This is a genomic window from Bradyrhizobium sp. SZCCHNR1053 (assembly GCF_032381235.1).
In the GTDB taxonomy this organism is placed as follows: Bacteria; Pseudomonadota; Alphaproteobacteria; order Rhizobiales; family Xanthobacteraceae; genus Bradyrhizobium.
Window position 1 is genome coordinate 123,071 of record NZ_JAUHJM010000004.1, and the last position, 12,714, is coordinate 135,784.

Annotated in this window: 12 protein-coding genes; 7 read left to right on the forward strand and 5 right to left on the reverse strand. The window is 66.7% G+C overall.

Going from position 1 to position 12,714, the window contains the following annotated elements; translation table 11 throughout:
* Positions 1 to 160 precede the first annotated feature (160 nt).
* Positions 161 to 1,705 carry a L,D-transpeptidase gene (locus QX051_RS12660; protein ID WP_315776346.1) on the forward strand — a complete coding sequence of 515 codons (1,545 nt, stop codon included), beginning with the start codon at positions 161 to 163 and terminating at the stop codon, positions 1,703 to 1,705.
* 55 nt (positions 1,706 to 1,760) lie between these two features.
* Here the strand turns inward: QX051_RS12660 and QX051_RS12665 are convergent, their stop codons facing one another.
* Positions 1,761 to 2,429, reverse strand: coding sequence for a hypothetical protein (locus tag QX051_RS12665; protein WP_315776347.1), 669 nt, complete (start codon positions 2,427 to 2,429; stop codon positions 1,761 to 1,763).
* A 260-nt stretch (positions 2,430 to 2,689) separates the two neighbouring features.
* On the opposite strand from QX051_RS12665, the gene QX051_RS12670 reads away from it, so the two are divergent.
* The gene (locus tag QX051_RS12670) at positions 2,690 to 3,607 is read left to right on the forward strand and encodes a PaaI family thioesterase (protein WP_315776348.1); all 918 of its coding nucleotides are present in this window, start codon (positions 2,690 to 2,692) and stop codon (positions 3,605 to 3,607) included.
* A gap of 24 nt (positions 3,608 to 3,631) precedes the next feature.
* Here the strand turns inward: QX051_RS12670 and QX051_RS12675 are convergent, their stop codons facing one another.
* Together QX051_RS12675 and QX051_RS12680 are read right to left on the reverse strand one after the other, a co-directional pair.
* Positions 3,632 to 3,985, reverse strand: coding sequence for a DUF2200 domain-containing protein (locus QX051_RS12675; protein ID WP_315776349.1), 354 nt, complete (start codon positions 3,983 to 3,985; stop codon positions 3,632 to 3,634).
* A gap of 132 nt (positions 3,986 to 4,117) precedes the next feature.
* Positions 4,118 to 4,264, reverse strand: a complete 147-nt coding sequence (locus tag QX051_RS12680; protein WP_315776350.1) for a hypothetical protein — start codon at positions 4,262 to 4,264, stop codon at positions 4,118 to 4,120.
* A gap of 371 nt (positions 4,265 to 4,635) precedes the next feature.
* Between QX051_RS12680 and QX051_RS12685 the strand changes: the two genes are divergently transcribed.
* The 3 genes from QX051_RS12685 to QX051_RS12695 all read left to right on the forward strand — a co-directional run bounded on the left by QX051_RS12685 (position 4,636) and on the right by QX051_RS12695 (position 7,089).
* Positions 4,636 to 5,355 carry a RibD family protein gene (locus QX051_RS12685; RefSeq protein ID WP_315741214.1) on the forward strand — a complete coding sequence of 240 codons (720 nt, stop codon included), beginning with the start codon at positions 4,636 to 4,638 and terminating at the stop codon, positions 5,353 to 5,355.
* Positions 5,348 to 6,625 (forward strand): NAD(P)/FAD-dependent oxidoreductase, encoded by a 1,278-nt coding sequence (locus QX051_RS12690; protein WP_315776351.1) that lies wholly within the window; start codon positions 5,348 to 5,350, stop codon positions 6,623 to 6,625. Before QX051_RS12685 ends, QX051_RS12690 begins: the two co-directional genes overlap by 8 nt.
* A gap of 77 nt (positions 6,626 to 6,702) precedes the next feature.
* Complete coding sequence (locus QX051_RS12695) at positions 6,703 to 7,089, forward strand: VOC family protein (protein ID WP_315741223.1); 387 nt, start codon at positions 6,703 to 6,705, stop codon at positions 7,087 to 7,089.
* A 24-nt stretch (positions 7,090 to 7,113) separates the two neighbouring features.
* Here QX051_RS12695 and QX051_RS12700 read toward each other — a convergent pair whose 3' ends face one another.
* Positions 7,114 to 8,046 (reverse strand): LysR family transcriptional regulator, encoded by a 933-nt coding sequence (locus QX051_RS12700; protein ID WP_315776352.1) that lies wholly within the window; start codon positions 8,044 to 8,046, stop codon positions 7,114 to 7,116.
* 123 nt (positions 8,047 to 8,169) lie between these two features.
* Between QX051_RS12700 and QX051_RS12705 the strand changes: the two genes are divergently transcribed.
* Both QX051_RS12705 and QX051_RS12710 read left to right on the forward strand, forming a co-directional pair.
* Complete coding sequence (locus tag QX051_RS12705) at positions 8,170 to 8,523, forward strand: protocatechuate 4,5-dioxygenase subunit alpha (protein ID WP_315758446.1); 354 nt, start codon at positions 8,170 to 8,172, stop codon at positions 8,521 to 8,523.
* 2 nt (positions 8,524 to 8,525) lie between these two features.
* Positions 8,526 to 9,362 (forward strand): class III extradiol dioxygenase family protein, encoded by an 837-nt coding sequence (locus QX051_RS12710; protein WP_315776353.1) that lies wholly within the window; start codon positions 8,526 to 8,528, stop codon positions 9,360 to 9,362.
* Positions 9,363 to 9,626: 264 nt separating this feature from the next.
* Here the strand turns inward: QX051_RS12710 and QX051_RS12715 are convergent, their stop codons facing one another.
* Positions 9,627 to 12,704 (reverse strand): efflux RND transporter permease subunit, encoded by a 3,078-nt coding sequence (locus QX051_RS12715; protein ID WP_315776354.1) that lies wholly within the window; start codon positions 12,702 to 12,704, stop codon positions 9,627 to 9,629.
* Positions 12,705 to 12,714 lie beyond the last annotated feature (10 nt).

Sequence of the window (12,714 nt, forward strand, 5' to 3'; positions counted from 1 at the left end):
CTAATTTGTTGCCTGAGCCTGACACAATTGCGGCGAGGGCCTCGTGATTCGGGGACGCTTCTTCGCCTCACTTCACCCCAAGACTTGATCGAGCGTATAGATCGTCCTGCGCCGATCGCGCCGGCGCGGGCGGAACAGCAATGACGAATCGGGACAAGGCATGGTGACACGATCCACGGCGGCTCAGAACCTTGCAGCGATGCGGCGTCGCGGACCGGTCTTGATGACCCTTGCGGCCTTGGCGGCGCTGGCGATGCCCAGCTCCGCGGCCAACGCGCGGCAGGCGCGCCCCGCGCCGGCGACCGAAGCGACGGCGCCGCGCGCGCATGGCGATCCGATCATGGCGATCGTATCGATCAAGGCCCAGAAGGTGACGTTCTACGACGCCGACGGCTGGATCTGGCGGGCGCCGGTGTCGACCGGCGTCTCCGGCCGCGAGACGCCGGCCGGCGTGTTCGCCGTGCTGGAAAAGGACAAGGACCACCGCTCAACGCTCTATGACGACGCCTGGATGCCGAACATGCAGCGCATCACCTGGAACGGGGTGGCGCTGCATGGCGGGCCGCTGCCCGGCTATGCCGCCTCGCATGGCTGCGTCCGCATGCCCTATGGCTTTGCCGAGAAGCTGTTCGACCGGACCTGGATCGGCATGCGGGTGATCATCGCGCCCGGTGACCCGGCGCCGGTCGAGTTCTCCCATCCCGCCTTGTTCGTGCCGACCGCAGAGGCGCTCGCCGCGGTGCCCTCGCGCGCCGCGACGCTCGGCCGCGAAGCCGAGGACGCCGCCAGGCTCGCCGACGAGGCCAAGGCGGCGGCTGCCGCGGCCGAGCGCGAGGCCAAGGCTCTGAAGGCGTCCTTGCGCAAGCTGGAGCAGGCCAAGGCGCGCGCCGAGGCCGAGCTCAAATTCGCCGGCAGGAAGCTGGCCGCCGCCAAGACCGATCAGGCCAGGACGCTGGCCGAGGATGCGAATCAGAAGGCCGCCGCCAAGGCGACCGACGCGGCGGCGCAGCTCGAGGCCGCCAAGTCGGACGCGACCGCGAAGCTCGCTGCGGCGACCTCGACCAAGGATGCCGCCAAGGCGGCTGCGGCCAGGAAGGTCGATACGAGCAAGGCTGCGACGGACGCCAGGCTCGCGACCGAGCCGGTCTCGGTCTATATCAGCCGTTCCACGCAGATGCTCTATGTCAGGCGCAACACGCACAAGCCGGCCCCCGACGGCGGCGGCGAGGTGTTCGACACCTCGATCGAGGCGCCGGTGACCATCCGCGATCCCGACCGGCCGATCGGAACGCATGTGTTCACCGCAGTGGCACAGAACGGCGCGGGGCTGCGCTGGACGGCGGTGACCATCGACGACGGCGACACCGCCAAGGACGCGCTCGACCGCATCACCATTCCGAAGGACGTGCTCGCCCGGATCGCGCCGACGGCCGTGCCGCGCTCCTCGATCATCGTCTCGGACGAGCCGCTGTCGAGCGAGACCAATTATCGGACCGAGTTCGTCGCGGTGCTGAGCAACCAGCCGCAGGGCGGCTTCATCACGCGCCGGCCGACGACCAATGTCGACGTTGCCAGCGGCGACGAATATGACGATGGCTTCGGCAGCTTTTTCCAGCGCAGCTGGGATGGCCAGCCCGTCGCGGCGCCGCGCCGTCGCGGTCCGCCTCCGACCTATTACCGGCCGGTGCAGCCGGGCTGGTGGTGACCAGCCGGCCTGATGCCTGACTGGGTTCGCGGGTCAGGCCGGATGGCACTTCAAATCAGTTGCGACCTGCGGGGATGACGCCGGGCCACTGCATCAGGAAAGGCTGCGGCTCATGTTGCGCTTCGGTCGCGCGCGCCACGCGCCTGACACGGTGAGGCCTGCGGGAGATCGAGCTGGTCGCCTCGCGGGCGGTCTCGATGCGTGCCAACTGCTGACGCATCTCGCCGGTGGAGGTCCGGAGCTGCTCGATGGTGACGTCGCTGTTCGCGGCCGCGGTGCGCAGCCCGCTCAGCTCGGTCGCCGCATCTTCCTGGGCGCCGCGGAGGCGGATCGTCTGGCGCTTCAGCAGCGCGAGATCGGACTCGATCTTGTCGGCCGTATCGCGGCGGCGCGCCTCGGTCTCGTCGGCGGTGGTGCGCAAGGCGGCCAGGCCCGTTTCGGCCGTGGTGAGGCTGGCGCGCAATTGCAGAAGCTCGCCGGAGGTGTCGCTCTGGCGGTCGCGCAACTGGGCGGTCTCGGCCTTGAGCTGCGTCAGCTCCGATGTCAGGGCGGCGACGCGGGTCTCGAGCGAAGGCGCTCCGGTCCCGAAGGAGAAGCTGTTGGCGCCGCCGCTGCTCCACCACATCGCACCGGCGCTGGCTGCGAGCGCCAGGCTCAGGACAATTCGTAGAGAGGCCGTGCCGCTGCTCGGCGGGGCGTCCGGCGTCTTGGTGGGTCTGCGCATCGACAGGTCTCCGGGATTTGATGGCAGCAATTATGATCATATTAAGGTTGCCAATGTTCTAAGCGCGCCGCGCCGGCGGAACATTTCATCCACGTAGTTTTGCGGGAATGCAGGCTCGCAGCCTTGAGTCGTGAGCACGATCGGCGGCGCTCAATCGTGCGGATGCAGGACGGCGATGATCCGGCCTGGATCGCCGGCACACAATTCGAATCCGTCGGAAAAGGCTTCGTGCGTCCTCGGGATCGTGATCTAAATCGCGCATGTCCAACATTCCGCCCATCGCCACACCGCCGGCATTCGACGAGCTCGCCGAGGCCATCAGGCAGCGCCGCTCGGTCTATGGCCATATCAGCGGGCTCAGGATGGACCGGTTCGCGCCCGGCGAGGCCTGGTCGACCTTGCCCTATCGTCCGGTGTTCGTCGGCGACAGCGAGACCGGCGTCATCCATGGCGGCGTCGTCACCGCGATGCTCGACGAGAGCTGTGGCATGGCGGTGCAACTCGCGCTCGACGGCAGCCGGGCGATCGCCACGCTCGATCTGCGCATCGACTATCAGAAGCCGGCGACCCCCGGTCTCGACGTCAAGGCCCATGCGGTATGCTTCCGCGTCACCCGCTCGATCGCGTTCGTGCGCGCCACCGCCTATCAGGAGGAGGAGACCGCACCGGTCGCCACCGCGACCGCCTGCTTCATGATTGGCGCCAACCGCACCAACATGCTGACCGACCGGGCGGCCTTCGACGGCGTGCCACCGCCGCTCGACGCACCGGACGATCCGATGGGGCCGTTTCCCACCAGTCCGTTCGCGCGCAGCCTCGGCATCCGCTTCGCCGAGAACGACACGCTGGTGATGCCGTTCTCGCGCCGGATCATCGGCAATCCCGTGCTGCCTGCGATCCATGGCGGCATGACCGGTGCGTTTCTCGAAACCGCGGCGATCGTCACCGTGATGCGCGAGCTCGGCGCCACGGCGCCGCCGAAGCCGGTCGGCCTCACCATCAACTATCTGAGGTCGGGCCGTGCGCTCGACACCATCGCATCAGCGTCGATCGTCAAGCAGGGCCGCCGCGTCGTCGCCTTCGAGGCCCGCGCCTGGCAGGACGATGCGACGAAGCCGATCGCCACCGCCTTCGGCCATTTCATGCTGCGGCAGGCGCCAGGGCAGGAGCAGGACTGAGGAAGATCGCGTCGCGGGTTGCGATCATGCCTTGCGCAGGATCTTGTCCATTGCCTTTCCCCGCGCCAGCTCATCGACCAGCTTGTCCAGGTAGCGGATCTCCCGCATCGTCGGTTCCTCGACATCCTCCACGCGGACGCCGCAGATCATGCCCTTGATCAAGGTCCGCGCGGGATTCATCGCAGGCGCCTGCGCGAAGAAGGTCTCGAAGTCCGTCTGACGTTCCAACCGGGACTCAAGCTCGTTTTGGCCATAGCCCGTCAGCCAGCAGATCACCTGATCGACCTCTGCCTTGGTGCGTCCCTTCTTCTCGGCCTTCGCGACGTACAATCGGTACACGCTCGCGAAGCTCGTCGTGTAGATGCGGTGTTTTGCCATGCTGGCTCCATCGGATCGTAGGCGACGCATGTCGGGTCGGAAAGGGGCGACGGCGCGCCCGAAGCGCGTGCTTCATGTCCGCGTTCATGATCGTAGTACAGCACGTTCGTTCGCACACGTCGGAAACGCGCGCTAGCCCGGCGGGAACATCGGAAACGACACCCCAAGCGACCACGCCAGGATCAGGCCGAGACCCAAGCCTTCGGCCAGCGGCGAGCACGTCCTACGAACGACACAGCCGCCGATCACGCCGAACACGATGAGGAACAGCACGATCACGGGGATGATGATGAGCAGGAAGAACAGCCGCTTGAGGTCGAGCGCGACTGCCCCGCCCAGCGAGGCCAGGAAGGCGGCGAATCCACACGGAGCGCCACGGCGCGGCGTGGCCGCCCTGGTTGGCGATGCTGTCGGCCAGCATGCAGGGCACCGCGCCGTGCCCTGCGCAAACCGATGGCGTCTCGTCTGCGCGGCGCAGCGTCCATGATCGGCTCCGTTTCAATCCCGAAACTAGCGCAGGAACTCGTGCGGTTACAGCGACGGCGCAGGCGAGCGTTGCGGCCGCGATCGAACGAAACGCACGCCGTTTCGTTGACAACGCCGCCGAGGCGATATTCGGTGACCCCGTTCAGCGGCGACAAGGAGGATGCATGAAACCGGAAGTCATCTGCCTGATGGCGTCGAGCGTCGACGGCCGGACATTGCCGAGCCGCTGGCGTCCGAAGGGATCGGGCGATCTGTTCGAGCAGGTGCATGACCAGCTCGGGGGCGATGCCTGGCTGATCGGCCGCGTCACCGGCCAGGAGTTCGCCAAGGGCTCGGCCTATCCGGCCGAGACCACGGAGCGAATCCCGCGCACCCATTGGATCGCGCGACGCGGCGCCAAGGCCTACGGCATCGTGCTCGATCCCCATGGCAAGATCTGCTGGGGCCGCGCCGACATCGGCGGCGATCCGATCGTCGTCGTGCTGACCGAGGCCGTGTCGGATGCACATCTCGCGGGCCTGCGCGGCGAGGGTGTCTCCTACGTCTTCGCCGGCCAGTCGAAACTCGATCTCTCACGCGTGCTGGAGATCGTCGCGCAGGAGCTCGGCGTGAAGCGCCTGCTGCTCGAGGGCGGCGGCGGCGCCAACGGCGCGTTTCTGCGCGCGGGTCTGGTCGACGAGTTCAACCTCGTTCTATGTCCGGCCGTGGACGGCGCCAAGGGGGCACCCAGCGTGTTCGATTCGACCGAAGCCGAGTCCGGCGAGCGCGCGCCGATCACGGCGATGACGCTCGAAAGCAGCACGGCGCTGGAGGGCGGCGCGCTGTGGCTGCGCTACAAGATCACCAACGGCTCGCCCTTGCCGGCCCAGGCAAGTCATGGCTGAGCGGCGAATGCACGTCATCGTCGTCGGGGGCGGTGCCGCGGGCCTGATGGCGGCGCGTGAGCTGGCCCGCGCCGGCAAGCAAGTGACGCTGCTGGAAGCGCGCGACCGCTGCGGGGGGCGCATCCATCCGCTGCCCGCGAGCAGGTTTGGATATCGCGCGGATGCCGGCGCGGAATTCATCCATGGCGAGGCGCCGGTCACCCACGCGCTGATGGCCGAGGCGGGGCTCACCTCGACGCCGGTCGATGGCGCGCGCTGGTACGTGATGGACGGCGCGTTCTCGCGCGAGGATCCTGCCGATCGGCAGATGCGCCAACTGCACCGCGTGGCGCGGCAGCTCGATCAGGATATGACCGTCACGGCGCTGCTCGAGCGTCATTTCGGCGGCGCGGAGTTTGCCGCCCTGCGCAAGTCGGTGCTCGGGATGGTGCAGGGCTATGATGCCGCCGATCCTGGTCGTGCCAGCGTGTTCGCGCTGCGCGACGAGTGGATGGGCGGCGACCGCGGTGCTCAGGCACGCATCGTCGGCGGCTACGCGGCGCTGCTCGATCATCTGGTGGCGGAGTGCCGGGCGCATGGCGTGGCGATGAAGCTCGAGGCGGTGGTCCGCGCGGTGGAGAGCTCCGATGATGGCGTCGTCGTGCGCTGCGCCGACGGCCGCGCGCAGCGCGGCGATATCGTCCTCCTGACCGTGCCGCTGCCGCTGCTGCGGACCATCGCGCTGCCGCCGGCGATGCGCTCGCAATTGGCCGCAGCCGAAGCCATCGGCTTCGGCAACGTCATCAAGCTGCTGCTGCGCTTCGAGCGCCGGTGGTGGCGAGAGGCTCGGACCGAGGACCTCTCCGACATGCTGTTCGTGCTGTCCGATGCCGACGTGCCGGTGTGGTGGACGCAGCATCCGAACGATGATGCGGTGCTGACCGGCTGGCTCGCCGGGCCGCCGGCCAGCGCTTTCGTCGCGCTCGACGATGTCGCCTTGATAGAGTCGGGTCTCTCGGCGCTTGCGAGCATTTTCTCGCAGCCGGTGGACTCGCTGAGGCAGCAGCTCCTCGCGTCGCATGTCACGGATTGGGCGAAGGATCCGTTCGCGCGCGGGGCCTATTCCTATGCGACGCTAGGATCCCGCGAGGCGCAGGATACGCTTTCGCGCTGGGATGGCGGTCGTGTCTTGATCTCCGGCGAGGCGCTGTATCGCGGGCGCGACATGGGAACGGTCGAGGCGGCGCTGGCCAGCGGGCAACAGACGGCGCGGCGCATCCTCGCGATGTGATCGCGCGCCGCGTGCATGATGTTGCGCCCGTAGGCCCACGGCGCTAGCATTCGCCGATCACCATGGAAAGGATCGTCATGCTCGATCACGTCGGTTTCCCTGTCTCCGACTTTGTCCGCGCCAAGGCTTTCTATGCGGCGGCCCTGGCGCCGTTGGGTTACGTCCTGATGATGGAGATCACCAACGAGCAGACCGGCGGCCACGGTGATCACGCCGGCTTCGGCGACGGTCGTCCGGATTTCTGGATCGGCACCGGCGGGACGGCCGCGACCTCGACGCATGTCGCATTCCACGCCAAGGATCGCGCCACGGTCGATGCGTTCTATCAGGCGGCGATCGCGGCAGGCGGACGGGACAACGGCGCGCCTGGACTGCGGCCGCATTATCACGCGAACTATTACGGCGCGTTCGTGCGCGACGCCGACGGCAACAACATCGAGGCGGTGTGCCACGCGCCGGCGTGAGGGCCGCTCACCCCTCGGGATGAGTCACGCCATCACCGGCATGTGCTCGGCGGCCGCGGCCAAGCTCGGCGCGACCACGATCTCGAGCTGCTGGCGCAGCCAGCGGTGCAGCGGGTCGTCCTGGTGGCGCAGGTGCCAGACCATGTACATCGGCATCGCCGGGCAGGGGACCGGCACCGGCGCCACCGCCAGGCCGCGCAGCATGTAGGCGCGCAGGAGGCTCGGCAGCGTCGCGATCATGCGGCTGCCGCGCAGGAACGGGCCGATGCCGCCGAAGCCCGGCACCTGCGCCGCGAACCGCCTGACGATGCCGCGCTCGGCCATGATCTCGTCGATGTCGAGGCGGCGCCTCGGCTCGTACAGTACCGTGACGTGGTCGCTGGCGAGATAGTCCTCAAGGCTCTGCGGCGGCTCGCGTTGGCCCGCATCGTAGAACACGCGATAGCTGTCCTCGAACAGCCGCTTCTGCAGGATGTCGCTGCCCTCGGGCGGGCGCGGCGTGATGATGAGCTGACAGTGCTCTTCCCGTAGCATCTCCGGCGTCGGTGCGCCGGAGGGGATGACGCGCAGGCTGAGGCCCGGCGCCTGCGCGCGGGCGTAGCGGAGCAGGGACGGCAGCAGCAGGTCGCGCTGCAGATCATTGGCCGCGATCGTCACTTGCGCGGAGATTTTCGCCGGCTCGAATGCAGCGGTGTGCGAGAAGCTCCGGAGGTCGTCGAGCAGCGCGCGGGCGCGCAGCGCCAAGAGCTGCGCATGCGCGGTCGGCACGATGCCGCGGCCGGACTTCACGAACAGCGGATCGCCGGTGATCGCGCGCAGCTTGTCGAGCAGATGGCTGACGGCCGACTGCGTGACGCCGAGCCGCTGCGCAGCGCGGGTGACCGAGCCCTCCTCGATGACGGCGAGCAGGAGCTGCAGCAGATGGCCGTCGAGGTCCAAATGATCGAATTGGCTCATGGATCGGATCGGTCGCGCGGCCTTTATTGACGGTGTCTGTCGGCGATACTGGCGGGCACGAACGGCGCCGCGTTTGATCCAGATCAAGCGCGGCCGTCCGAAACACGACCAGGGGAGGCTCAGATGTCCACCACGTCAGCCCGGCAGCCCGTGCCCGGCACCACCATCTTCGACGGCGAGCAGGCCCGCAAAGGCTACGCCCTCAACAAGATGTGCTACTCGTTCAACGATGCCGCCAACCGCAAGGCCTTCGTCGCCGACGAGGACGGCTATTGTGCCAAATATGGCCTCAACGCGCAGCAGCGCGCGGCGATCAAGAATCGCAATGTGCTCGAGCTGATCGAAGCCGGCGGCAATGCCTATTACCTCGCCAAGTTCGCCGGCATCTTCGGTCTGGACATGCAGGACATCGGCGCGCAGCAGACCGGGCTGACGAAAGAGCAGTTCAAGGCCAAGCTTCTGGCGGCAAGGGGGTGATCATGGCGAAGATCGTAGGTTGCATCACCACGTCCCACGTTCCGGCCATCGGCGGCGCGATTGCCAAGGGGTTGCAGCAGGACCCGTATTGGAAGCCGTTCTTCGACGGTTTCCCGCATGTGCGCGAATGGCTCGCCAAGGTCAAACCCGATGTGGTCGTGCTCGTCTATAACGACCACGGCCTCAACTTCTTCCTCGACAAGATGCCGACCTTCGCCGTCGGCGCGGCCGACAGCTATAGCAATGCCGACGAAGGCTGGGGCATTCCGCAGACCGCGCCGTTCAAGGGTGACAGCGAATTGTCCTGGCATTTGATCGAGCATCTGGTGAAGGAGGATTTCGACCTCACCACCTGCCAGGAGATGGTGGTCGATCACGCCTTCACGCTGCCGATGGCGCTGTGCTGGCCCGATCAGAAATGGCCGGTGCGGGTGGTGCCCGTGGTCGTCAACACGGTGCAGGCGCCGCTGCCGTCGGCCGCGCGCTGCTACAGGCTCGGCCAGGCGCTGGCGCGGGCCATCGAATCCTGGCCGAAGGACGAACGCGTCGTCGTCATGGGCACCGGCGGCCTGTCGCATCAGCTCGACGGCGAGCGCGCCGGCTTCATCAACAAGGATTTCGACGAGAAGTTCATGGCCAGCTTGGTCGACGATCCCGCCTGGGCGACGAAGTATTCGACCACCGAGCTGGTCGAGCTGTCGGGCACCCAGGGCGTCGAATTGCTGAACTGGATGGTCGCGCGCGGCACCCTGCCGGAGAAGGTCCGCAAGGAGCATTCCAACTATCACATCCCGATCTCGAACACGGCGACGGGATTGATGGTGCTGGAGCCGGTGTAGCGGCTCCAGCGGGATTTTTGGTGCGGAAGGTGATGACCGAGAGCTATTCCGCCAACGACCATCACGCGGTATGGGTTCCGGCGCAAGGCCGGGACGACAGCAGTGTGTTTGGCACGACCGCGCCACATCACCGGTGTCGTCCCGGCGAACGCCGGGACCCATACCGCGGATGCTATCGAGGAACGTTGCTGTCCGTCACCCGCATCGATGACGGTCGATGTGACTTCCAAGATCTCCGACTAACTCACACATTTCATCTGCATCTCAACGCACGGCCGCCGCCTCGCCGCCATGAACCGTCATCTCATGCGTCGTGCCGCGATGAGCGATCAGCGCGTAGGCGACGGGGACCACGAACAGCGTGAACAGGGTGCCGATGGCGAGCCCGGTGGCGATCACCAGGCCCATGTTGAAGCGCGACACCGCGCCGGCACCGCTCGCCGTGATCAGCGGGATCACGCCGAGCACCATCGCCGCCGTGGTCATCAGGATCGGCCGCAGGCGGACGGTGGCCGCTTCGATGATCGCCTCGGTGCGGTCCTTGCCCTGTTCGCGCAGCTCGTTCGCGACCTCGACCATCAGGATGCCGTGCTTGCTGACGAGGCCCATCAGGGTGACCAAGCCGACCTGGGTGTAGATGTTGATGCTGGCGCCGCCGATGCCGAGGCTGATGAAGATCAGCGCGCCCGCCAGCGACATCGGCACCGACACCAGGATGATGATCGGATCGACGAAGCTGTTGAACAAGGCGGCGAGCGCCAGGAAGATGATGATCAGCGCGAACACGAAGGTGGTGACGAAGCCGCCGGATTCCTGCTCGAGCTGTCGCGACGCGCCGCCATAGTCGATCGAGTAACCCGATGGCAGCGACTTCGCGATCTCCTTCAAGGTGGCGAGCGCGTCGCCCATCGCGATACCCGGCATCGCCACGCCGGAGATGGTTGCCGCATTGATCTGCTGGAAGTGATTGAGCGACTCAGGGATCGTCTTGCGCTCGAGCCGGGCCACGGTCGACAGCGGCACCATGGCATTGCCGCTGGTGCGGATCGAATAGTCGAGCAACTGACTGTCGGTGAGGCGGTCGTTCTGCCGGACCTGCGGGATCACCTTGTAGGAGCGGCCCTCCAGGCTGAAATAGTCGAGATAATTGCCGCCCAGCATGGTCGCGAGCGCGCCGCCGAGATCGCTCATCTTGAGGCCGAGATCGGCGGCCTTGTCGCGATCGAACACCACGGTGGTCTGCGGCTTGTCGATCTTCAGATCGCTGTCGAGGAAGATGAATCGGCCGCTCGCCAGCGCCTTGGCCATGAAATCGCGCGACACGTCGTTGAGTTCGCCGAACGCGCCGGTGGTGCCGATCACGAACTGGACCGGCAGGCCGTTGCTGCCCGGCAGCGGCGAGGGCTGGAACGCCACCGAGCGGGCGCCGGCGATGCCGTTCAGGAGCTGCTGGAATTCCGGCTGCAGGGTCTTGGTCGTCGCCTTGCGCTGATCCCAGGGCTTCAGAACCCAGCCGCCGATCACCTGTGTCGAGGTGTCGATCTGGAACACGGTGCGCGTCTCCGGGCGCTGGGCGATCAAGCCATACAGCTGCTGGCCGTAGAACTGGCGCTGCTCGAGCGTGGCCGAGGGCGCCGAATTCGTCAGCGACAGCACGATGCCCTGGTCCTCGTCCGGCGCAAGCTCGCTGGTGGAACTGACATAGAGCCAGGGAATCATCGCGAGCAGCAGCAGCGCGAACACCACCACCACCGGCTTGGTCGCGAACACGCTTTCGAGCCAGCGGCGATAGAAGTGGGCGAGCCGTTCGAGCACATGGTCGATCGTCCTCACCAAACGCGCCTCGAACGTGGTGGCGTCGCGCTCGGTCCGGCGCAGCAGCCAGGCGCAGTTCATTGGCGAGAGCGTCAGCGCGATCACCGCCGAGACGGTGACGGCGCCGGCGAGCGTGAAGGCGAACTCGGTGAACAGGGCCCCGGTCAGGCCGCCCTGGAAGCCGACGGGCACGTAGACCGCGATCAGGACCACGGTCATCGCGATGATCGGGCTCGCCAGCGCCCGCGCCGACTGGATCGCGGCTTCGACCGGCGGTACACCCTCGTCGATCAGGCGGTGCACGCTCTCCACCACGATGATGGCGTCGTCGACGACCAGGCCGATCGCCAGCACCAGGGCCAGCAAGGTCAGCAGGTTGATGGAGAAGCCCATCAGCAGCATCAGGCCGAAGGTGCCGATCAGCGACAGCGGAATGGCGATCACCGGGATCAGCACCGAGCGCCACGATCCCAAGAACATGAAGACGACGACAATTACGATCCCGATCGCCTCCACCAGCGTATGGATCACCTCGTCGATGGACGAGTTCACGAAATCGGTGGAGTCGTACAGGATCTCGCTGGTGATGCCGTTCGGCAGCTGTCGCTGCAGCTCCGGATAAACGGCCTTCACGCCGTTGATGACGTCGAGCAGGTTCGCCGTTGGCGCCACCTGAATGCCGATGTAGACTGCAGTCTTGCCGTTGAAGCGCGTCGCGCTGTCGTAGTCGTCATTGCCGAGCGTGACATTGGCGACATCGCGCAGGCGGATGATGGCGCCATTGACCTGCTTGACGACGAGATTGCGGTATTGCTCCAGCGAATGCAGATTTGTCGCGGCGGCGAGGTCGACCTGCACGAGGCGGCCCTTGGTGGTGCCGAGCCCGGAGATGTAGTCGTTGCCCGACAGTGCCGTCGACACGTCGGTCGCGGTCAGGCCATAGGCCGCGAGCTTGTCGGGGTCGAGCCAGGCGCGCAGGGCGAATTTCTTGGCGCCGAGCAATTCGGCGGTCTGCACGCCGGAGACCGCCTGCAGCTTCGGCTGCACCACGCGGGTGAGGTAGTCGGTGATCTGGTTCGGCGCCAGCACGTCGCTGGCGAAGCCGATATACATCGAATCGATGGTCTGGCCGACCTTCAAGGTCAGGGTCGGCTGCTGCGTGCCGGTCGGTAGCTGGTTGAGCACCGAGTTCACCTTGGCGTTGATCTCGGTCATCGCCTTGCCGGAATCGTAGTTGAGCCGCAGGTTCACGGTGATGGTGCTGCTGCCGGTGACGCTGGTCGACGTCATGTAGTCGATGCCGTTGGCCTGGGCGATCGCGTTCTCCAGCGGCGTGGTGATGAAGCCGGCGATGATGTCGCTATCGGCACCGGCATAGGCCGTGCTCACCGTGACGATGGCGTTCTGCGTGCGCGGATATTGCAGGATGGCGAGCGTCGTCATCGAGCGCAGGCCGAGCACGAGGATGAGGGCGCTGACCACGAGCGCCAGCACCGGCCGGCGGATGAAGATGTCTGTGAAACGCATGGTGATGACT

What these genes read in the sequence shown, in the direction of transcription:
- QX051_RS12690 (WP_315776351.1), top strand. Translation starts at nt 5,348, where the DNA reads ATGGCTGAGCGGCGAATGCACGTCATCGTCGTCGGGGGCGGTGCCGCG.
- QX051_RS12695 (WP_315741223.1), top strand. Translation starts at nt 6,703, where the DNA reads ATGCTCGATCACGTCGGTTTCCCTGTCTCCGACTTTGTCCGCGCCAAG.
- QX051_RS12675 (WP_315776349.1), bottom strand. Translation starts at nt 3,985, where the DNA reads ATGGCAAAACACCGCATCTACACGACGAGCTTCGCGAGCGTGTACCGA.
- QX051_RS12670 (WP_315776348.1), top strand. Translation starts at nt 2,690, where the DNA reads ATGTCCAACATTCCGCCCATCGCCACACCGCCGGCATTCGACGAGCTC.
- QX051_RS12665 (WP_315776347.1), bottom strand. Translation starts at nt 2,429, where the DNA reads ATGCGCAGACCCACCAAGACGCCGGACGCCCCGCCGAGCAGCGGCACG.
- QX051_RS12660 (WP_315776346.1), top strand. Translation starts at nt 161, where the DNA reads ATGGTGACACGATCCACGGCGGCTCAGAACCTTGCAGCGATGCGGCGT.
- QX051_RS12705 (WP_315758446.1), top strand. Translation starts at nt 8,170, where the DNA reads ATGTCCACCACGTCAGCCCGGCAGCCCGTGCCCGGCACCACCATCTTC.
- QX051_RS12715 (WP_315776354.1), bottom strand. Translation starts at nt 12,704, where the DNA reads ATGCGTTTCACAGACATCTTCATCCGCCGGCCGGTGCTGGCGCTCGTG.
- QX051_RS12700 (WP_315776352.1), bottom strand. Translation starts at nt 8,046, where the DNA reads ATGAGCCAATTCGATCATTTGGACCTCGACGGCCATCTGCTGCAGCTC.
- QX051_RS12685 (WP_315741214.1), top strand. Translation starts at nt 4,636, where the DNA reads ATGAAACCGGAAGTCATCTGCCTGATGGCGTCGAGCGTCGACGGCCGG.
- QX051_RS12710 (WP_315776353.1), top strand. Translation starts at nt 8,526, where the DNA reads ATGGCGAAGATCGTAGGTTGCATCACCACGTCCCACGTTCCGGCCATC.